The 21,137-nt window shown below is 33.9% G+C and carries 17 protein-coding genes and 1 other RNA gene; 11 read left to right on the top strand and 7 right to left on the bottom strand.

The features are described 5' to 3' along the window. Positions 1 to 26: 26 nt before the first annotated feature. The 5 genes from B3C18_RS11445 to gndA form a co-directional block, all read right to left on the bottom strand. Entirely contained in the window at positions 27 to 938 is a 912-nt protein-coding gene (locus B3C18_RS11445; RefSeq protein ID WP_291146756.1) for a helix-turn-helix domain-containing protein, read from the bottom strand. 89 nt (positions 939 to 1,027) lie between these two features. Continuing rightward, entirely contained in the window at positions 1,028 to 1,852 is an 825-nt protein-coding gene (locus B3C18_RS11440; RefSeq protein ID WP_291146754.1) for an SDR family oxidoreductase, read from the bottom strand. Positions 1,853 to 2,445: 593 nt separating this feature from the next. Next, positions 2,446 to 3,162 (bottom strand): 6-phosphogluconolactonase, encoded by a 717-nt coding sequence (gene pgl, locus B3C18_RS11435; RefSeq protein WP_291146752.1) that lies wholly within the window; start codon positions 3,160 to 3,162, stop codon positions 2,446 to 2,448. Then, complete coding sequence (gene zwf / locus B3C18_RS11430) at positions 3,146 to 4,675, bottom strand: glucose-6-phosphate dehydrogenase (RefSeq protein WP_073484699.1); 1,530 nt, start codon at positions 4,673 to 4,675, stop codon at positions 3,146 to 3,148. Before zwf ends, pgl begins: the two co-directional genes overlap by 17 nt. Positions 4,676 to 4,703: 28 nt before the next feature. After that, the gene (gene gndA, locus B3C18_RS11425) at positions 4,704 to 6,113 is read right to left on the bottom strand and encodes an NADP-dependent phosphogluconate dehydrogenase (RefSeq protein WP_291146749.1); all 1,410 of its coding nucleotides are present in this window, start codon (positions 6,111 to 6,113) and stop codon (positions 4,704 to 4,706) included. Positions 6,114 to 6,440: 327 nt separating this feature from the next. On the opposite strand from gndA, the gene B3C18_RS11420 reads away from it, so the two are divergent. The 10 genes from B3C18_RS11420 to mug all read left to right on the top strand — a co-directional run bounded on the left by B3C18_RS11420 (position 6,441) and on the right by mug (position 17,876). Beyond that, positions 6,441 to 9,086 carry a sigma 54-interacting transcriptional regulator gene (locus B3C18_RS11420; RefSeq protein WP_291146747.1) on the top strand — a complete coding sequence of 882 codons (2,646 nt, stop codon included), beginning with the start codon at positions 6,441 to 6,443 and terminating at the stop codon, positions 9,084 to 9,086. 232 nt (positions 9,087 to 9,318) lie between these two features. Next, entirely contained in the window at positions 9,319 to 10,074 is a 756-nt protein-coding gene (locus B3C18_RS11415; protein WP_291146744.1) for an SDR family oxidoreductase, read from the top strand. A gap of 210 nt (positions 10,075 to 10,284) precedes the next feature. Then, positions 10,285 to 11,163, top strand: coding sequence for a pirin family protein (locus B3C18_RS11410; RefSeq protein ID WP_291146742.1), 879 nt, complete (start codon positions 10,285 to 10,287; stop codon positions 11,161 to 11,163). A gap of 31 nt (positions 11,164 to 11,194) precedes the next feature. Next, positions 11,195 to 11,386 (top strand): hypothetical protein, encoded by a 192-nt coding sequence (locus tag B3C18_RS11405; protein WP_291146740.1) that lies wholly within the window; start codon positions 11,195 to 11,197, stop codon positions 11,384 to 11,386. Positions 11,387 to 11,458: 72 nt separating this feature from the next. Continuing rightward, positions 11,459 to 12,469 (top strand): bestrophin family protein, encoded by a 1,011-nt coding sequence (locus tag B3C18_RS11400; RefSeq protein WP_291146738.1) that lies wholly within the window; start codon positions 11,459 to 11,461, stop codon positions 12,467 to 12,469. Positions 12,470 to 12,654: 185 nt separating this feature from the next. Further along, a complete protein-coding gene (locus B3C18_RS11395; RefSeq protein ID WP_291146736.1) occupies positions 12,655 to 13,803 on the top strand; it encodes an endonuclease/exonuclease/phosphatase family protein in 1,149 nt (382 codons plus the stop codon). Between the two features lie 557 nt (positions 13,804 to 14,360). Then, positions 14,361 to 14,777 carry a DUF3010 family protein gene (locus B3C18_RS11390; RefSeq protein ID WP_291146734.1) on the top strand — a complete coding sequence of 139 codons (417 nt, stop codon included), beginning with the start codon at positions 14,361 to 14,363 and terminating at the stop codon, positions 14,775 to 14,777. 7 nt (positions 14,778 to 14,784) lie between these two features. After that, positions 14,785 to 15,867, top strand: coding sequence for a protein kinase domain-containing protein (locus B3C18_RS11385; RefSeq protein WP_291146732.1), 1,083 nt, complete (start codon positions 14,785 to 14,787; stop codon positions 15,865 to 15,867). A gap of 462 nt (positions 15,868 to 16,329) precedes the next feature. Continuing rightward, entirely contained in the window at positions 16,330 to 17,235 is a 906-nt protein-coding gene (locus B3C18_RS11380) for an aldo/keto reductase (protein WP_291146730.1), read from the top strand. 143 nt (positions 17,236 to 17,378) lie between these two features. Next, a complete protein-coding gene (gene mug / locus B3C18_RS11375; RefSeq protein WP_291146728.1) occupies positions 17,379 to 17,876 on the top strand; it encodes a G/U mismatch-specific DNA glycosylase in 498 nt (165 codons plus the stop codon). Between the two features lie 44 nt (positions 17,877 to 17,920). Here mug and ssrA read toward each other — a convergent pair. Then, positions 17,921 to 18,318: a transfer-messenger RNA gene (gene ssrA, locus B3C18_RS11370) on the bottom strand. Positions 18,319 to 18,461: 143 nt separating this feature from the next. Further along, entirely contained in the window at positions 18,462 to 19,664 is a 1,203-nt protein-coding gene (locus B3C18_RS11365) for a serine hydrolase domain-containing protein (protein ID WP_291146726.1), read from the bottom strand. A 241-nt stretch (positions 19,665 to 19,905) separates the two neighbouring features. Between B3C18_RS11365 and B3C18_RS11360 the strand changes: the two genes are divergently transcribed. Beyond that, a complete protein-coding gene (locus tag B3C18_RS11360) occupies positions 19,906 to 21,108 on the top strand; it encodes an NAD(P)-dependent oxidoreductase (protein ID WP_291146724.1) in 1,203 nt (400 codons plus the stop codon). The last annotated feature ends 29 nt before the right edge of the window (positions 21,109 to 21,137 follow it).

Genomic DNA, 21,137 nt, shown 5'->3' with positions numbered 1-21,137 from the left:
GATAAAGGGGCTTTTTATTTTCTTCTTTAATTCATGTTTCTAAATTCTATTGGCGTTTTTCCGGTTTTTTGTTTGAAGAGTTTATTGAAATATTGCGGATATTCAAATCCTAATGAATAAGCGATTTCGCTGACCGATTTATCACTGTTTAATAAAATATTTTTGGCTTCTTCAATTAAATAGAAATGAATATGATCCTGAGCATTTTTGCCCGTTTCCTTTTTGAGTAGATCACTTAAATAACTTGATGAAAGATGTACTTGTTCTGCTAGAAATTTTACAGTTGGGAGTCCTTTTTCGGTACTGTTTTTTGCATTAAAATATCCGGTTAGTATTTTCTCGATTTCAGTAACTACAGAGTTATTCGAACTTTTTCTGGTAATAAACTGTCTTCCGTAAAAACGGGAACAATAATTCAAAAGCAGTTCGATTGTAGAAACAATAATGTCCTGACTGTGTATATCGATGTTTTCTTTTAATTCTCCTTCAATCTTAAGTACACAATCGTATAAAATCTGCTTTTCTTTCTCTGACATATGAAGCGCTTCTGACATATCGTATGAAAAGAAACTATAATCTTTTAATTTATTATTTAAAGAAGTTGCCCTGATGAGGTCTGGATGAAAAAATAATCCCCAGCCCATCATAGTTGGTGAAACTTCAATATCCTCGTCCATTTCGAGAACTTGGTTTGGAGCCACACAAATCAAACTTCCATCTTGAAAATCAATGATTTTTCGCCCGTATTTGATATTGTTTCTATTGTAGTTTTTGAATATCAATCCGTAAAAATCAGGCGAAATTTTGGTATCTTCCGTAATCTGCTCTTTTACCTGACTAAAATCTACCACGGCAATAAGAGGATGCAGAATAGGAGTTTCCAGATGAAAAAAACGGAACAAATCTGAAATCGTTTGTAGATGTATAAATGCGCTCATAACAGAATGATTAATGTAAATATACCAATTTTTAAAAGACCTATGAGAATTACATTCTGATGATTCTCATAGGTTTATCAGTTTAAAAATTATAGTCCGAATTGCGCTTTCATTCCGCCAATAAAAGTTTCATCATCAAATTGTTTACGGTTTTCGATAATAACCTTTGCATCTTCTCCGGCATGATATCTTAGTTTATTTGTACCGTCTGTAGCCGCTTCATAAATTACTTCAGCCACTAAACTTGCAGGTGAAGCAGTATCAAATAAAGCTGGCAGCGCTTCCATTACTTTTCCAACCATACTTTGATATTCTGTAAAAGTTTCGTCGTTGCTAAAGTCAAACGAACGTCCGGCAAAATCAGTTGCAATTGCGCCAGGTTCAATAATTTTGACTTTTCCGCCAAATTGTTCTACCTCAAAACTTAAAGATTCAGAAATACCTTCAACAGCAAATTTAGTTCCGTGATACAAAGCGCCCAAAGGAAAAGTCATTTTACCTCCAATCGAAGAAATATTGATAATAATTCCATTTTTATTTTCACGAAAGTGAGGCAATAATGCTTTAGTAACATCAAGAATTCCAATAACATTCGTATCAAACTGGCGTACAATTTTTTCTCTTGAAAAAGATTCTAAAGTACCATAAGTACCATAAGCACCATATCCGGCATTGTTTAATAATACATCAATTTTACCAAATTTAGAGATTCCGGCTTTTACCGCATTTTCGATAGATTCTAAGTTCAATACATCAAGGTTAGTAACAAAAACATTCTGCAATGCTTTTAATTCTGTTTCGTTTTCAGGATTACGCATTGTCGCGATAACGTTCCATCCTTTTGCCTGAAATAATTTTGCAGTTTCTTTTCCAATTCCGCTGCTTGCTCCTGTAATTAAAATTGTTTTGTCCATTTTTTTAGCTATTAAATTAATGGTGTAAAGGTCTAACCAGAAGCATGGTTACGAATAATACTAATTCGGGCAATTTGTATTCTTTTTACGGATTTTGGAAATACTGTTTTAATGATTTTAAAAACAATGGCATTCCATAGGAATGTTTCGTTGGTAGATAAAATATAGGTCAGCCACATTTACGTTCCGTAGAAACGTTTGAAATGCCGGATTATTTAAAAACGATTTCAAAATCAAACGTTCATACGGAACGTAAACGATGATAACAATATAATTTATCTACCGACGAGATGTTCCTACGGAACAAAGAGATATAACTTGTTATTTTTTGATATCCCGTTATCATTCCATAGGAATGTTTCGTTGGTAGCAAAAAATAGAGATTTGCCACATTTACGTTCCGTAGGAACGTTTGATATGCCAGATTGTTAAAAACGACGTAAAAATCAAACGTTCTTACGGAACGTCAACGATGCTAACAATATAATTTTTTCTACCAATGAAATGTTCCTACGGAACAAAGAAATATATAAAAATAAAAGCCTGTAAATATTACGTTTACAGGCTTAATAATATGTTTTAAAACAAATTCCTTAATTCGTTCCGGCAGCAATTTTATCTACAAGAAATAATAATTCTCCAGAAACTGGTTTAATCAATTGAATTGGATAAAGTGTTGGATTATATGCTCCAGTTGTAACTTCTTTTAAAGCATTGATTTTTTTCTCTCCAAAAGCTACTACGACGATTTTTTCCGCTTTATTGATTAGCGGTGCAGTAAGCGTAATGCGAAACATTTTTTGAGGCGCTAAATAATAAGCATCAACCCATTTTGTTTGTTCGTTTAATACCGCTTCGCCCGGGAAAAGAGAAGCCGTATGTCCGTCGTCTCCCATTCCTAATAAGATAAGGTTAAACTTTCCTTCATTACCTAAAACAGTTCTAACAGACTGCTCGTAAGTAACCGCAAAATCTTCTGGCGTAACACCATCTTTGTACATTTCAAAAATGTTTTCTGCCGGAATAGGAACGTGGCTTAATAAGGTTGCGTAAGACATTTTCGCATTACTCAAATCATCATTTAACGGAACCCAACGTTCATCTCCCCAAAAAATATAAACTTTGCTCCAGTCTATTTTATTTTTGTAAGCATCAGAAGCTAATAACTTGTAAATTCCTGCAGGAGAAGAACCTCCGGTAAGAACAGCCGTAAATTTGCCTTTTTCAGCAATTGCTTTCTGAGCTGATTCAGCAAAAAGATCCGCAGCTTTAATATTAATTTCTTCTGTCGTATTATAAATCTGTATCATTTAAAACTTCTTCTTTTGTTTGTGTATTCGGAATCCATTTGTGTCCTTGACGAGCTAACAATTCGTCAGCTTCTTCAGGGCCCCAGCTTCCTGCTTTGTAATTAGGGAAATTGGTTGGTGCAATAGTTTTCCATTCCTGTTGAATCGTATCAATAGCGTCCCAAGCTTCCTCAACCTGATCCCAACGCATAAATAGGGTAGGATCTCCTAACAATGCATCAGCAATTAATGTTTCATAAGCTTCCGGCGACATTGTAGAACAAGAGAAATAGTCAAATACCATTTCTGCTGGTCTTAAAGAAAGCGAAAGTCCTGGTTTTTTGGTCATAAACTGCAATTTGATGTCCATTGCAGGCTGAATATTAATAATCAATCGGTTTGGTGTCATTCCTTCTTTACCATAAGAAAACGCAGAATGTGGCACTGGTTTGAACTGGATAATGATTGAAGATTGTTTTTCTTCCATTCTTTTTCCGGAACGTAAATAAAACGGAATTCCCTGCCATCTCCAGTTGTCCAGATAAATTTTCATTGCCACATAAGTTTCTGTGTTAGAATCTGGTGCAATCCCTTTATCCTCACGATATCCCGGAACCGGAACTCCTTTTATTTCTCCTGCACCATATTGACCTCTTACAATATAATGATCTACTTCTTCAGGTTTGATTCGGCGAATTGATTTCAAAACATCCGCTTTACGATTACGTATATCATCGGCATTTAGTGAAGCAGGCGCTTCCATAGCCGTCATACATAAAATTTGAAGCAAATGGTTCTGAATCATATCTTTTAATGCACCAACGCCTTCGTAGAATCCGCCTCGTTCTTCAACGCCCACTTCTTCTGCAACGGTAATTTGGACAAAATCAATAAAATTACGGCTCCATAAAGGTTCAAACATTGAATTTCCAAAACGGAAGGCCAAAATATTCTGAACCGTTTCTTTACCTAAATAATGATCAATTCTGTAAATCTGTTCTTCTTTGAAAGTCTCAGAAAGCATTTCGTTCAATTCAATCGCAGAAGCTTTATCGTAACCAAAAGGTTTTTCGATAATAATACGATCTTGTTTCGGATTTGCCGCAAGTCCAATCTTTTTGATATTGCTTGAAATTGTCGAAATGAAAGAAGGCGTAATCGAAAGATAGAAAAGACGATTGGCACGTTCGCCAAAAGCCTGATCAAAATTGTTGATTTTTTCGTTTAATCCGATATAAGATTCTTCCTTATCAATATCAAGACTGTGATAGGTAATGTGTGAAAGAAATTTTTCAGTTTCAGGATCAGAAATTCCTTTTCTTCTTGAAAAAGTATTTAGGTTTTCTAGGACATAACTGCGAAAATCTTCATTGGTTTTTTCTGCTCTACCAAGAGCAATAATCTGAAACTTTTCAGACATACGTCCGTCAAGGTACAGATTTTGAAAAGCGGGAAAGAGCTTTCTCTTTGCTAAATCTCCGGTTCCTCCAAAAATCACGATGATTGTTGGATTCTTAAGTTTATTTTTAGTCATTGTGTGTAGTTGTGTTGCTTTAAGTTGCTTATTCAGACCATTGTGTATGGAAAACTCCTTCTTTGTCGATACGTTCGTAAGTATGCGCCCCGAAGAAATCACGCTGCGCCTGAATTAAATTTGTTGGCAGATTTGCAGATCTGTAAGCATCAAAATAAGCTAATGAATTCATTAATCCTGCAACAGGTAATCCTTTTTGAACTGCAAACTGAATAGCAGTTCTCATTCCTGCCTGATTCTCTGATAATTTTGAAGCGATTCCAGCATCCAAAAGTATATTTGGCAAATCTGATTTTGCAACAAATGCTTTTCTGAAATCTTCTAAAATAGTCGCACGAATAATACAGCCGCCGCGCCAAATTTTAGCAACAGTTTCTAAGTTTAATCCGTAATTATATTCTTTAGAAGCCGTATGAAGCTGAGCCAATCCTTGTGCATAAGTCACAACAATAGAAAGGTATAATGCCGATTTTAAGGCAGCAATTGCTTCGCTTGTATTTACATTACTTTCAGCAGCGTTCCAAACTAATTTTTTGGCAGCTTCAATTCTTTCAGGTTTGGTTTTAGACATATCGCGCATGTTAACCGCAGCGTCGATAGTTGGAACCGGAACCTGCAAATCCATTGCATTTTGCGAAGTCCATTTTCCTGTTCCTTTAGATTTTGCCCAATCTGAAATTTTATTGATTAAAAGACTTCCGTCTTCATCTTGTTGTTTTAAAATCTTTCCGGTAATTTCGATCAAATACGATCTAAGATCATCTGTTTGATTCCACTCTTCAAAAGTTTTCTGAATCGTTTCATCATCCAGATTATAACCTCTTTTCATTAAGTCATAAATCTCAGAGATCAACTGCATGATTCCGTATTCAATTCCGTTATGAACCATTTTTACATAGTTACCCGCAGAACCGTTTCCTAAATATTCTACACAAGGTTCACCATCTACTTTTGCTGCAATCGCTTCAAAAATAGGACGAAGTCTTTCGTATGCTTTTTGATCACCTCCCGGCATCATTGCAGGACCGAAACGAGCTCCTTTTTCACCGCCAGAAATTCCCATTCCAAAGAAATGAATCCCTTTTTCAGATAATTCTAAAAATCTTCTGTCCGTATCCGTAAAAAAAGTATTTCCGCCATCGATTATAATATCTCCTTTATCTAAATGCGGTAATAAACTTGCAATTGCGCTGTCAACCGGTTTTCCCGCAGGAACCAATAACATAATCGCTCTTGGCTGTTGAATAAGCTCTACAAAATGTTTCACGTCTGTAGTTGCTTCAATTGTATGATCAGAATCGGCTTCTTGTTGAAGTGAGTTGACTTTTTCGGTGTCTAAGTCTAAACCTGCAGCCGCAAAGTTATGGCTTGCAATATTTAAAAGTAGGTTACGACCCATTACGCCGAGTCCTACAATTCCAAAATCAAATTTGCTCATAGTTTTTAATTAACTAAATTATTAGAAGTATGTTTTTGCAGCAAAAAGTAAGAGAAAGTATGGTAATTCTTTTTCAATCAATGTTTTGCAAAATAACAAAGTTTATTTTAATCTTACATTTTAAAATGTAGACTGCTAAGTTAGAGAAAAATGCTGAAACAATAAGAGTAAAATAGTTCACTTTTAGGGTATATTGTGATACTTTTTTAAGTGTTGAAATTAAACTTATTTTGAGTTTTAGACTTTTTCGATGCAAAAAATATTAAGTACATTTATAGCACCCAAAACTTGATTTATTTTTTAATCAATTTTTTGAATAACCTTTAAATGGAAAGAAAACAAAATACCAGGAAAGTGAGTAATGATCAAAAGCCTTATGCATTACAATCTAACGATAACATTTTTGAAGTAAGTGCTATTTTGCTGGATCTTGGAAAAGATATTACCAAAGTAAGAGAAAAGAAAGATTTGATTTTGCTTTTTTCAAAAAGAATCAAAAGCCTTTTTTATTTTACTCATATTACCATTACACTTATAGATCATAAGGATAAAACGTATGCAGGTTTTTTGTTAGATAAAGATGCCGATGCTATTCTTGAGAAAGAATCGTATGCAAAACTGCAAAAAACACATTTCACCCTCAATGGACCTTTTATAACAGAAGTTCTCGCTGCCGAAGATCCAATTTCTTTTATGGTTGCAGAAGTGAAAGACAAACCACAAAGTCCGCATTTTTTACAGGTGAATTATGATGCCGGCATTCGGGAATTATTGATGACAACGCTTTGGAATGCTGATGAACCTTTAGGATTTATTCATATTTATACCGATAAACCGGGAAGTTTTACACCGCAGTTTCGGAATATTATAAAAGGTATTGCGCCACAGCTTTCTGTTGCGGTTTCGAATATTATCAAAAATGAAGAACTGCAGAAAAAAGAACAGGAAAAATCATTTCTGCTGGATTTTAGCAATGATATTTCAGAAGTAAGAACTAAAGACGAGCTTGAAGCGGCGGTTCGTACCGCATTAAAAAGGATAAATCCGCTTCGTGGTTATGTCATCCGAAAATTAAACAGCGACGGAAATTCTTTAAGTACTTATATCTACGACAAAAGCATTACAAACGATGATGATCCTGTTTTAAAAGAATTACTGCAGTCTAAATTTCCGGTAAACGACGGACTGCAAAATAGAGTTTTGGACAGCTATATTCCGTTACTTTTTAATGTTGATATTGAAATTGACCGCGGCATTACTTCATCTTATCTTTTGTTTTGGAAAAGTTTAGGCTTTAAAAGAATGGTTGGGATTGCACTTCGCAACGGCGATATTGTATTGGGAATGTTATGGCTGGCGATTGAAGAAATCAATATTTCGCTGCTACAGGGGATTTGTTCGCAAATTTCGACTGCAATGTCTAATATTATTGCCAATGAATTACTGGAAAGTAAAAACAACGAACAAGCTGTTCTGTTGCAGTTTAGCAATGAAATTGCCGGAGTTCGTACCAAAGACGATTTAGAACATGCCATAATTAAGGTACTTCGTGATCTTCTGGATACTAAACTCGCCATGCTTAATATTTTTGATGACGACGGATTTGGTTTGACTTCTTATATGTATGATCCATCGGTATTTGTAAAAGCCGAAATTGATTTTGATAAAATGGTTTCGATAAAGCTCGATATAAAAGAACCTTACACAGCTCAGGTTATAAAAAGTGAAAGCGCGATTGCTTTTAATGTTGAAGAAGAACTCAAAACAACCAATTCTGGTTTTGCTCAATTGTGGAAAAAAGTTGGATTTGAAAATGCTTATGGTGCTTTACTAAAAGTAGGTTCTTTAAAAGTCGGAACATTGTGGCTGCTGGCAGATCAACTGAATCCTTCCATTTTAAAAGGAATCTGTTCTCAGATTTCGGTAGCGATTGCCAATATACAGGCCAACGAAAAATTACTACTTTACAAACAGCAGTTAGAACATGAAAATGTTTATTTGAAAGAACAAATCAAGAATATTTATAATTTTTCGGAGATTATTGGGAGCGGTGAACAAATGCAGAAAGTCTACCATTTAATGTCTTTGGTTGCCGATTCTAATTCTACTGTTTTAATTCTTGGAGAAACCGGAACTGGAAAAGAATTAATCGCCCGCGCTATTCATAATGCTTCTCCGAGAAAAGGCAAATTAATGATTAAAGTAAACTGCGCTGCAATGCCAGCCAGTTTGATCGAAAGCGAATTGTTTGGTCATGAAAAAGGTGCTTTTACCGGAGCAACAGAACGACGAATAGGAAAATTTGAACTTGCCAATAACAGTACTTTATTTTTGGATGAAATAGGAGAAATGCCACTTGAAGCGCAAGTGAAATTACTCCGAGTTATTCAGGAACGGGAACTGGAGCGAGTTGGAGGAAAAGATACTATCAAAGTGGATGTGAGAATCATTGCGGCGACAAACCGAAATTTAGAAGAAGAAGTGGCAGCCGGACGTTTTCGTTCTGATCTTTTTTATAGATTAAATGTGTTTCCAATTTATCTGCCCGCACTTCGCGAAAGAATGGAAGATGTAGAACATCTTGCTAATTTTTTCGTTGCCAAATACAATAAAAACAATCGGAAGAATATCAATAGAATTGCACCAAAAGCCATTCAGCAGCTTCAAAGTTATTTGTGGCCCGGAAATGTGCGAGAATTGGAACATCTTATAGAACGCAGTGTTTTAATGGCTGAAGATAATGTTTTGAGGGAAGTTTATATTCCGAGAAAAACAGAGAAAACAAGTGAAGAAGAAAACATTTTCAGTAAATCATTGGAAGAAATGGAACGTCTTTTTATAATCAGTGCTTTAAAAAGATGCAAAGGAAAAATCTCCGGTGCGGGCGGTGCAGCCGAAGTTTTAGATATTCCGGGAAATACACTTCATTCTAAAATGAAAAAATTACAGATTACCAAAGCTGATTATTTTTAAACGTATTATTACTTTATAAAAAATGCCCATTGCGAAATAAAAGCAATGGGCATTTTTATTTTTTTCACTATATAAAGTGAATGCTAAAATGAATTCCCTTTGTAGAGGGAAATTTTAAAAGATGATTTAGTTGTAAGTTATTGATTTTTAGTTGTTTAATTGAATGGCACGCATCTTGGCTATTACTAAGTGAAAATGAAAATCAATTTATAACAATTTAAAAATTAGTATCATGAAAATTTTAGTAATCGGAGGAACAGGATTAATTGGATCAAAAGTAGTAAACAAACTTCGCGATCAGGGGCATAACGTAATTGCGGCTGCACCATCAACAGGAATTAACACTATAACAGGCGAAGGACTTGCAGAAGCAGTTAGCGGAACAGATATCGTAATCGATTTGGCAAATTCCTCATCATTTGCAGACAAAGAAGTTTTAGAATTTTTTGAAACCTCAGGAAGAAATCTTTTAGCAGCAGAAATTAATGCTGGCGTAAAACATCATATTGCACTTTCTGTAGTTGGTACAGACCGTTTACAGGAAAGTGGTTATTTTAGAGCTAAACAAGCTCAGGAAAATTTAATTAGAAAATCAGGCGTTCCGTTTACTATTATTCACTCCACTCAATTTATGGAATTCCTTGGCGGAATTGCAGCATCGGCACACGATGGCGGAAGCGTTGTAATTTCTCCGGCTAAAATTCAGCCAATTGCTTCAGAAGACGTGGCTTCTTTAGTAGTAGAATTTTCACTAGGAAACCCAATAAATGATATTGTAGAAATTGGAGGACCGGACCGTTATAAACTTTCAGAACTTCTACAAAATTATTTAACCAAAACAAATGATCCTCTGGAAGTTATTTCAGATGAAAAAGCATTGTACTTTGGCGCACCTCTTGAAGAATTGACTCTTGTTCCTGCTGTAACAGCAAAATTGGGTGCTATAACTTTTGAAGAATGGTTTCCTAACCGCCCTCAAAGAGCTTAATCAAACCTTAAAAATATAAAAAGCTTCGAAGCCCGTTGAAACGAAGATGACGGGTAGGCAGTTTGTCGAGGCGGTTGTAATTGGGCGTACACTTTCCACCCGTTCGTGTACACTTACACCCTACGTCAGCGTAAAATAGTTTACGGAATCTGATCAACAACACGGCAAATCAATGGGCGCGGCGCATTTTTTAACCCAAAAACAAATAGTATGAACAAGTTAAAACTCTCAGCAGTGATCATGCCCGAAGTACAGGGAGATGAGCAGTTTTTTGCGAGAAAAGCAAGAAACAATGATTTTGACGGATTGATGGATCCTATTATCGGGTTCGATCATTTTGAACTCACACACGATATTTTCGGGCCTCATCCGCATGCAGGAATGTCGGCTATAAGTTACGTTTTCGAAAAATCGGCTCCCTATCACAGCATAGATTCCCGCGGAAACAATTTGATTATAACGCCTGGGAGTCTGCTTTGGACATACGCCGGAAAAGGAATCGTTCATTCTGAATTTCCAGTTCCCGATGGCGCCGCTGTAGAAGGTTTGCAATTGTTCGTCAATATTCCGGCCTCACAAAAACAGCAAGATCCTAAAAGTATCTTCATTGACAAATCGCAAATTCCGGAAATAAAAAAAGAAGGTGTGCGAGTAAGAGTGGTTTGCGGCGGAAGCGGAACAACTTTAAATAAAACAGAAACTCCGGATGAACTTACAATGCTGCATATTTTTCTGGAAGCAGGAAAAGAGTTTTCGCATCAAATTCCGGCGCAATGGTCAGGAACCGTTTTGGCAGTCGAAGGTTATTTTGATTTTATAACCAGCCAATCAACAACTGAACTTGAGGAAGGAATGGTAATCGCAATGGGAGAATCAGATTTTGAAGAAACGATAAAATTTATTGCCATCACAAACAGTGAATTACTCTTTATTTCGGGTAAACCGCTGCATGAACCTTTATTTTCTAAAGGCGCTTTGGTAATGGATTCTGAAGAAGCTTTAGCAAATGCCACAGAAAATTTTAAAAATGGAAAAATGGGCTTTATTGAAAGAAAAGGTGAAAACCTAAAAGTAATCAAGCCGGTTTAGAAATTGAATTAATCATTAAAAAACTGTAATCATGAAACTTATCAACCTTTTCAAAATAATGGGTTTGTCCAGAACACCTGTTTATAGCAGCGAACCCGAAAATGAACTCAATCTGCATCACCATGATTTAACCGATGGCTGTGAATTACTGGATGAAACCGTACACATGCAGGATCAGCCATTTGACGAGAACGAAGAAGAAGATTATGCTTCTATTTCTTAAAAATAAAACAAGCATGTCTGCGCCCTTTAAAGACATGCTTATTTTTCAATTATAAAAAATAAAACAACAATTATGTATATAGGTAAATCGTATAAATTATCGGAGTTTATTATCTGGACCAGAAAAAGCATTTATGTACTGCTTATTTTGGGCATTGTGCCTACTGTTTTATATGAAGTTTTTGATTTAAAATGGCTCGGAATTTCCTGGACTGTTGTCGCCTTATTAGGAACGGCAACAGCCTTTATTGTAGGTTTTAAAAATACGCAGACGTATAACAGAACTGTTGAAGCCCAGCAAATTTGGACTTTTATTTTGAATACCAGCCGTTCATGGGGAATCATGAGTCGGGATTTTATAAACGATCCAGAGAAATCGAAACAGCTTATTTATCGTCATTTTGCTTGGTTGGCGGCATTGCGATACGAAATGCGTTCGTACCGTATTTGGGAAGCTAGCCAGAAAAAACACAATGCAGAATATCAGCAGTTTTATTATGTGATTCCCGAAAATGAAATAAGTCTTGAGGATGAATTATCAAAATTTCTTCCTCCCGAAGAATTAGAATATATTCTAAAAACTAAAAATAAAGCAACACAGCTTATGGCACTTCAAAGCAAAACATTAAAAAAGATGTTTGATGATGAAGAAATTGTCCTGCTTCAGTTTGTTGATTTTCAAAGAACCATAAAAGATTTTTACGCACAACAGGGCAGAAGCGAGCAGTTAAAAGATTCGCCTTATCCGAGACAATATGCGATTATAAATACTTTATTAGTGCATTTATTTTGTTTTTTACTGCCTTTTGGTTTACTAAAAGAATTTGATAAAATGAACGAAACGATTACCGGTATTGCACAAGGAAATATGGTTTGGCTGGTGATTCCGTTTAGTGTTATTATTTCGTGGATGTATACTTCGCTTGGACAAGTAGGAGAAAGCACCGAAAATCCTTTTGAAGGAAATGCGAACGATGTGCCTATTTCGCAAATATCTAAAATTATTGAGATTGATTTGAGGGAGATGTTGGGAGAAACTGATTTGCCGGTTTTGGCTGAGGCGCAGCATAATATTGTGTTGTGACGGATCTTTTTAATCTGTTCCTTAGCCAAGTTTTTAATATTCATCGATTTATTTTTGATTGTTATATAACGCTATAATAAATAGGCCTTTATGTTAAACGAGGAATAAAAATCAGGTAGAAATACCTGTAAGTAGGATTTTATTTTTATCTATACTTGTTCTTGTTTAATTTTAACTTATTGATTATGAGATATTATTCTATTAAAAAAGACATTCCTTTAGAAAGGAGAGGGTTTGTGGTAGAAAACCTTATAACTCTTAAAAATAATATTGGACCAATTACGGCACCGAAAAAAACAGATAAAAACCTTCTAATAGCAACTTGGAATATAAGAGATTTTGATTCCAATAAATTTGGGTACGGTTATCGATTGAAGGAGTCCTTCTATTATTTAGCACAAATTATATCTTCTTTTGATTTAATTGCTATTCAAGAAGTGAATAAAAATCTTACAGGACTGAATCAGTTAATGTATGTTCTTGGAGATGAATGGGATTATATAAGTACAGATGTTACTGAAGGTCATAGTGGAAACGGAGAAAGAATGACATTTATTTATGATACCAGAAGGGTCAGTTTTAAAAAAATTGCAGGTGAAATTGTTTTACCGAAAACAAAAGAAATTCAAGGCGATGTTCAATTTGCCCGATCTCCGTTTTTAGTTTCTTTTCAGGCAGGTTGGAGCAAATTCAGTCTTTGTACAGTACATATTTACTATGGTGCAGATACAGGAGCGAAGCTACAAAGAAGAAAAAACGAAATCGAAGCTATAGCAAAATTTTTAGAAAAGAGAGCAGAAACAGATTTGGAAAACCTTATTGTACTTGGGGATTTTAATATTATTGACCGTAAACATGAAACAATGAAGGCATTGGAAGCAAATGGTTTTGAAATTCCCGCTGTACTTAAAAGTAAACCTGAAAGTGAGACTGCAACAAATATTTCAAGGAGCAAACATTACGATCAAATTGGGGTTTGTTCGAAAGGAAAACATTTTAAATTAGGTGACACACCACAAAGTGCAGGTGCCTACGATTATTATAAAGACGTATTTACTGAGCAGCAATTTGATAGATATGAAGAAGCTATGATTTTATCTATAAATAAACAGATTGTGGATTTAAACAAGCTTTTAGAATCTGAAACTGACAGTAACAAACGAACAGAATATCAAGAACAATTAAGTTCACTACAGGATACCATAATTAATAAGACTAAACTAAAGAAGTATTATAAAGAATGGAAGACTTTTCAGATGTCTGACCATCTTCCTATGTGGACTGAACTTTTGATAGATCATAGTGAAGATTATCTCCGAGGGCTTGTAACGTAGAATTTTACATTTTATCTAATCTTTTTAAGCGAGTTAGATAATTTAAGTAAAATTTTATCTAATAAAACTAGGTATTGGTGTTTAATAAAAAAAGTCTGTAAACAATGAAATTTACAGGCTTTTTTTGTGGACTTGATGCTATTACAATTCAACAATTAAATCTATATTGATGCTTATTGATAAGCATGGAAAAAGCCATAGAGTGCTTTTATTACAACAAGAGATATATACTTTTAAAATGGTTATTTAAAACATCAATTATCTTTTTTATTTTGAATTTTTTTTCTTGATATGATGTTTTAAAATTAAAGAATATAGAAGAACGAATAAGATGCTCGACAGTTGAGTGCTAAATTTTAAAGTTAAATCAAGCGCATATGCACTTAGCAGTTGAGCAAAGCTTAATTGCTATTTTTGAGTTTAGTAATTAATTTTACAATTATGGATTTCCGTAAAGAAATTTTTAATTAAAGAATAATATTTGTACTAAGATTTAATAACAACCAAAATGAGGTAACAAAGGGTTTAATAACTATTTACCCCAAAATATAAGTATTATGAAAGTATTAGGTATTGAAATTTCAGGTAGAGAAGTTAGAATTATTGCATTAGAGAAAAAAGATGAGATTATTACTAATTATACAGCAAAGTATAAACCTATTTCTCTAGAAGATGACGAAACTTCTAATAATGTAGTATTGTTTAAAAATACACTATTTTCTGTGTTTGACAATTTTGCTCCAGATGAAATTGTTATTAAATATAGAAATCCAAAAGGGAAAGGTGTCCATGCTCCTTCTCCTATTTCATTTAAAATAGAAGGGTTAATCCAAATATATACACAAGCCAATATAAGTTTTGTCAACCCGAGTACTTTAGCAGCATACTACAAAAAGAATAAAGTTTCTTTAGAACCTGATTACAGTTATCAAAATGAAGCTTTAAAAATTGCATATTATTTTATAAATAAATAATTTAAAAATGGATATTCTCGAATTAGGTCTGGATGATGAAATTGTTAATTTTTTAAATGAGCAAAAGGATTTTAAAATTGATAGAGTCTCACAGGAAGGGGGAAATTGTGATATTTTTTTCGGTGAGCATAAAATATTTCATAGGAGAATTGCACTTAAGATATATTATGGTAATGCTACAGATAGTTCTCATAATGAACCGAAAATTCTTTCTAAACTTAATCATCCCAATATATTAAAAGTAAGAGATGCAAAGAGAATAGGAAAGTATCATAGTTATTTTATGACTGATGAAATTGATGGTGGCGATTTAGAAAAATATTATAAAGCAGGAAAGTTAGATTTAAAAAAGACGCTTAACATAATTCATGGGATTTTAAATGGATTAAGTGAGCTTCATAAAGAGAAGATTCAAATTTTGCATAGAGATATTAAGCCCAAAAATATATTGGTATACGAGGATAGTTGTGAGCCATTAATAGCTGATTTTGGATCAATTAAACATTTTGATAATTTTAGTAAAATTACAGGTTCAAAAACAACTAACCTCTATATGCCTCCTGAAATTATTAGAGGAGATAGTTATACCATTCAATCTGATATATATCAATTGGGAGTTTCGATGTTTCAAATCTTAGGAGGCTTTTTTCCTGATACATATGTTGAATGGTTGACCCCAAAAGAGCAATTGAAATTAAAGTCAATATTTGGTTCATATGAAATGTCAATTTTTGTAGAAAATATTATTTTTAGATTGATATTAAAAAACAAATTAATTCGTTATGAATCGTTACCTCCATATATAGACAAAAATATTATAAACATTATTAAAAAAGCAACTAATCCTAATTTGAAAGTTAGATATTCTAACACCAGTGAATTTTTAAATGATCTTTACAAAGTACAAAAGAGATTAACTAATTGGAAAGAGGAAGATGGAGTCTTTTACGGTTCAAATGTTAAAGGGGAAAATTTCCGAATTTTTTCTTCCAAGAAAGGTTTTTGTACAGAAAAAAAAGGAACTGCTGGCTGGAGAAGAACAGGTGATTTCTCTTTAAATATTGAAAAACAATTCCAAAATTTTAAATAATTAAATATTATTCTATTGAATAGAAAAAATGGTTAACAAAAGTATTTAATTATATCAAATAATAAAAAAGTCTGTAAACAACAAAGTTTACAGGCTTTTTTGTAGAGTCGCCGGGAATCGAACCCGGGTCCAAACAAGCAACAAAAGAGCTTTCTACACGCTTATTCCAGAATAGATTTTCGATGTTAAGCTAGGCCAGAAACAGCCACCGAATACTTATCTTTTTAATTTTCGAAACCAGCTCTCCTAAGAATTCCTTAATGAAACTGCACGGCTTCGAAAGCTTTTGAACGACAACTAAAAATTCAGGCAATTTTTACTGTAAAATGTGATGTAGATCACATATTCATCTGAGTTTATTACCGGAACTTTATTCTCTGATTTGAAGGTGTAATAATCTTCAAGAAATAACATCAAATTGTTGATGAAAAGGGGAAATTAATAATCTAAAAATATTTTAAAATGAGTATATCACATAACAACTTAAAAATGCCTTCACTTGGATTTGGGACTCTTATTCCTGATCCAATATTAACCATAAGCGCGACTAAAGATGCCTTAAAAGCAGGTTTTCGCCATTTTGATTGTGCAGAACGATACCGCAATGAAAAAGAAGTAGGGGAAGCCTTAAAAGAAGGAATGGCAATTGAAGGAATTAGCCGTGAAGAGATTTTTGTTACTACAAAATTGTGGAACACCAATCATAGACCGGATCGAGTTAAACCAGCATTTGATGAAAGTTTAAAGAAACTGGGTCTTGAATATGTGGATCTTTATCTTATTCATACTCCATTTGCTTTTCAAGCAGGCGAAGAACAAGATCCGAGAGATGAAAACGGTAATGTAATTTATGATCACGAAGTAACTTTGCTGGATACCTGGAGAGCGATGGAAAATCTTGTTGATAGTGGTAAATGCAGATCAATTGGTTTATCTGATATTAGTTTAAAAGAGCTTATTTCTATCTATGAAGCAGCGAGAATAAAACCAGCAGCGATTCAGGTTGAATCACATCCTTATCTGCCCGAAACAGAGCTTCTTGAGTATTGTAAAGAGAAAGGTATTATTTTTTTAGCTTTTGCTCCACTTGGACATGGAATAAAACCTGGACCAATTGAAGATGAAACTATTTTAGAGATTGCAGAAAAAATTAAAAAAACACCTGCACAAGTATTGTTGAGTTGGGCGGTACAACGCGGTACAACCTTACTTACTACTCCTAAAACCCTGACGCGCGCTCATGAAAATTTTGACATTAGTCTTTTGCCAGAAGATGCTTTCGAGCAAATTAATAGTATCAAGACCAGACAGAGATTTAATGGAGTAGTTAAAACTGGCGTTCCGGGTTTTATTGCAAAAGGAAATTAATTGTAAGATATTGTGATGTTTTTCGTCACTAAAATACAGTAGTTTTTTAGTTACTCTTTAATTATTTAACTTAGTTACTATCAAAATTCTGTATAAAGTAATTGATATTTTTAAACTTATAACTAATCAATTTGAATTTCATAATGTTAACTGATATTATCAAAGAAAATTTAAATGTGCTTTTTTGTGGAATTAATCCTGGCTTAAAATCTGCATCAGATGGACATCACTTTTCGGGAAGAAGCAATCGATTCTGGAAAGTATTACATCAGGCTGGTTTTACTCCCTATCAAATAGAAGCTATAAACGATATTAATATTTTAGACTTTGGATTTGGTTTGACTACAGCTGTAGCGAGAGCAACTTCTCGTGCAGATCAGCTATCAAAAGAGGAATTTGATGATGCAATTGAGATTTTTAAGGGTAAGATCAAGCAATTCAAGCCTAAGTATATTGCTTTTCTTGGTAAAGCCGCCTACAAAGCTTTTTCAGGTAAAAAACAAATTATGTGGGGATTACAACCTGAAGATTTTTGTGGAGCCAAAGTTTGGATACTGCCTAACCCTAGTGGTCTAAATCGTGGATTTACACTTAGTGATCTCGTTGCTTCTTATTCAGAATTACGCAAAACAATTATTTAAGTAAATTAAAAAAAGCCTGTAAACAATAAAGTTTACAGGCTTTTTTGTGGAGTCGCCGGGAATCGAACCCGGGTCCAAACAAGCAACTAAAGAGCTTTCTACACGCTTATTTCCTGATTAGATTTTCGATGTCAAGCTAGGCCAGAAACAGCCACCGAACACTTATCTTCTTTAGTTTCGAAACCCACCCGAAGCTCATGGATATCTAGGTTTATTTTTACGGTTCCCCTTGACGGAACGCCACAAACCAAGGCTTTCCAGGAGAATCCAGCTTCTCTACCTTGTAGAGACGTGGCGCAATCTTACTATGATTCGGATTATGCAGCTAAAGCGTAATTATTTTCGCCGTGTAAAAGTTTGAGATCTTATATTTACGAGCAAGGTCTCAATGCTCGACGTGCTTACTGTTCAATTCGACTTGCTGTCAAAACCAGTCGACCCCAAAAATTAAGTCTGCAAATTTAGAGTATTTGAAATTACTTTCTATTAAAAATTTCAGAAAAATTCGAAAGTCAAAAGTCGAAAGGCGTAAAGTTTTTAAAGTGTTTGACTTTAAGACTTTTGACTTTCGACTTTATGACTATTTTATTCCTCGTCTTTAAAATTAAAAGGATAATCCCCAAAAATTGGAGCTAATTTGCGAACGGCATAAGTGTTTCTTGTCATTTTGTTAGACAACGCAATAATGGTAACATTCTCTTTCATTAAAGTAATGTAAGATGAGGTATTGCCATGCCACCAGCCATTGTGAAAATAATAGTTTTGACCGGTTTCCCAATTAATCATTCTAATTCCTAAACCGTAATTTTTAGTTCCTTTACGTTCGTTGCTGTAACCCGTATAAACTTGTTTTAATAATTCAGGTTTTAAAAAATCAGGTGATTGTCTTGCACGATCAAACTTTAGAAGATCTCTTACGGTTGAAAAAACATTTTTATCTCCGTAAACATTGTCCAGATAATCAAAACCAATTTCTGCACCATTTCCTTTATATGACGGAACAATCGTTTTTCTGTCTTTGTCATCATCAAAAACATACGTATGCGTCATTCCTAAAGGTTTGAAAATCATTTGAGACATTGCTTCTTTATAGGTCAAACCAGTGATTTTTTCAATGATAAGCGCCAGCATTGCATAATTAGTATTGCAATAGCTGAAACGAGTTCCTGTTTTAGATTCTAAACCAATATCTTTAGTCGCCAAAAGATTTAAAATATCTTTATTGGTCAGCTGATTATGTCTGTCCCAAACTGATTTATCGTGATCTGTAAAATAAGCATAATTACGCATTCCAGTGCGATGACTTAAAAGCATTCTAATCGTGCAGTCTTCGTAGGGAAACGTTTTTAAAATTGTATTTACTTTTTGGTCCAAATCAATTTTACCAGCATTAACCAATTTTAAAACGGCTGTTGCAGTCAATACTTTGCTTACGGAAGCAATTTGTACAGGCGTTTCAGCAGTTATTTTAGTTCCTTCATTTTTATTGGCAAAACCATTGTATTTTTCGTAAATAATCTGACCATTTCGGGCGACTAAAAAGCTTCCGTTCATGCTGTTGTTGGGCCAGTTTTTATAATAAAAATGATTTATTCTGCCAATTACCGAATTTTTATAAGCCTGTGAAATTTTCTTTTCAGGACCTAACGGCTTCATTTTAGGTAAAGTATCTTCGACTGTTGGAGTAGTAGCTGTTTTTGTTTTATTGTCATTACCACAAGAGCTTAAAACTAATACTGAGAAAAGTATTTGTGGTATCTTTGTTTTTTTAAGGAAAATCATTTGCATCGTTCTTTAAAAACAAATATATCGAATTCAATTTTGTTGTATTCTCAGTTTTTGATGGTTTAAAAACGCCTTTTTAACATAATTTTAAGAACTGTTTTTTTTATTTCTTTGTTTTTCAGCTACTAACGGTTTTTAAACATTCTAAATAGTAAATTAGAAACAAAAATTTAACAATATTTGTTATATTTGAAACAAATACGATGTAAAAAGTTATATTATTAAATGCTTTAAATTTATTTAAATGAAATTTGGAATAATAAAAGAAAGAAAAAACCCACCAGACAGAAGAGTTGTTTTTTCTCCAAATGAGCTGACAAAACTAAAACAAGTCTATCATGACGCTTCAGTTGAAGTAGAAAGTTCAGATATTAGAATTTTTTCTGATGCAGAATATAAAAACATGGGAATAACCGTTACAGAAGATGTTTCGGATTGTGATGTTCTTTTTGGTGTAAAAGAAGTTCCTGTTGATAATTTAATTCCAAACAAAGCGTATTTCTTTTTTTCTCATACGATAAAAAAACAGCCGCATAACAAGAAATTACTTCAGGCGATTTTAGAAAAAAATATTGATTTATACGATCATGAAACTATTGTTGATTCATTGGATCGTCGATTAATTGGTTTTGGTAAATATGCCGGAATGGTTGGTGTATATAACGGAATCCGCGCCTTCGGAATTAAATTCGAATTATTTAAACTTCCAAAAGCAGAAACCCTTTCGGGAAAAGAGGCTTTGATTATGCATTTAAAGCGTATTACGATGCCAGCTTTAAAATTTGTAATAACCGGAACAGGAAAGGTTGGGAGTGGAGCAAAGGAAATTTTGGATGCCATTAAAGTAAAAGAAATCACAGTAGATAATTATCTGACTAAAAAATATGCTCAGGCAGTTTATGTTCAGTTAGATGTTTTAGAATACAACAAACGTATTGATGGTCAGGTTTTAGATTTTAATGATTTTGTTGAAAACCCAGAAGCTTATACTTCAGATTTTGAAAAATTCACGAAAGTTTCTGATATCTATTTTGCAGGTCATTTTTATGCGAGTAATGCTCCAATGATTTTGACGAGAGAAATGTTAAACGCAAGTGACTGCAAACTAAAAGTTGTGGCAGATATTTCCTGCGACGTAAACGGACCAATTGCAAGTACGCTTCGTTCTTCGACAATTGCAGAACCTATTTATGGTTACTTTCCTTTAGAAGATAAAGAAGTAGATATTTTTCATCCGGCTGCAGTTGTTGTTATGGCGGTTGATAATCTTCCATGCGAAATTCCAAAAGATGCCAGCGAAGGTTTTGGAGAACAATTTATGGAACATGTAATTCCAGCTTTTTTCAACGGAGATAAAGACGGAATTTTAAAACGCGCCAAAATCACCGAAAACGGAAAACTTACAGAAAGATTCAGCTATTTACAAGATTATGTAGACGGTAAATAATTGTGAATTGTTAATTATAAATTGTTAAT

The sequence above is a fragment of the Flavobacterium sp. UBA7680 genome (assembly GCF_002482975.1).
Taxonomy (GTDB): Bacteria; Bacteroidota; Bacteroidia; order Flavobacteriales; family Flavobacteriaceae; genus Flavobacterium.
This window is presented reverse-complemented; position numbering and strand designations above follow the sequence as displayed.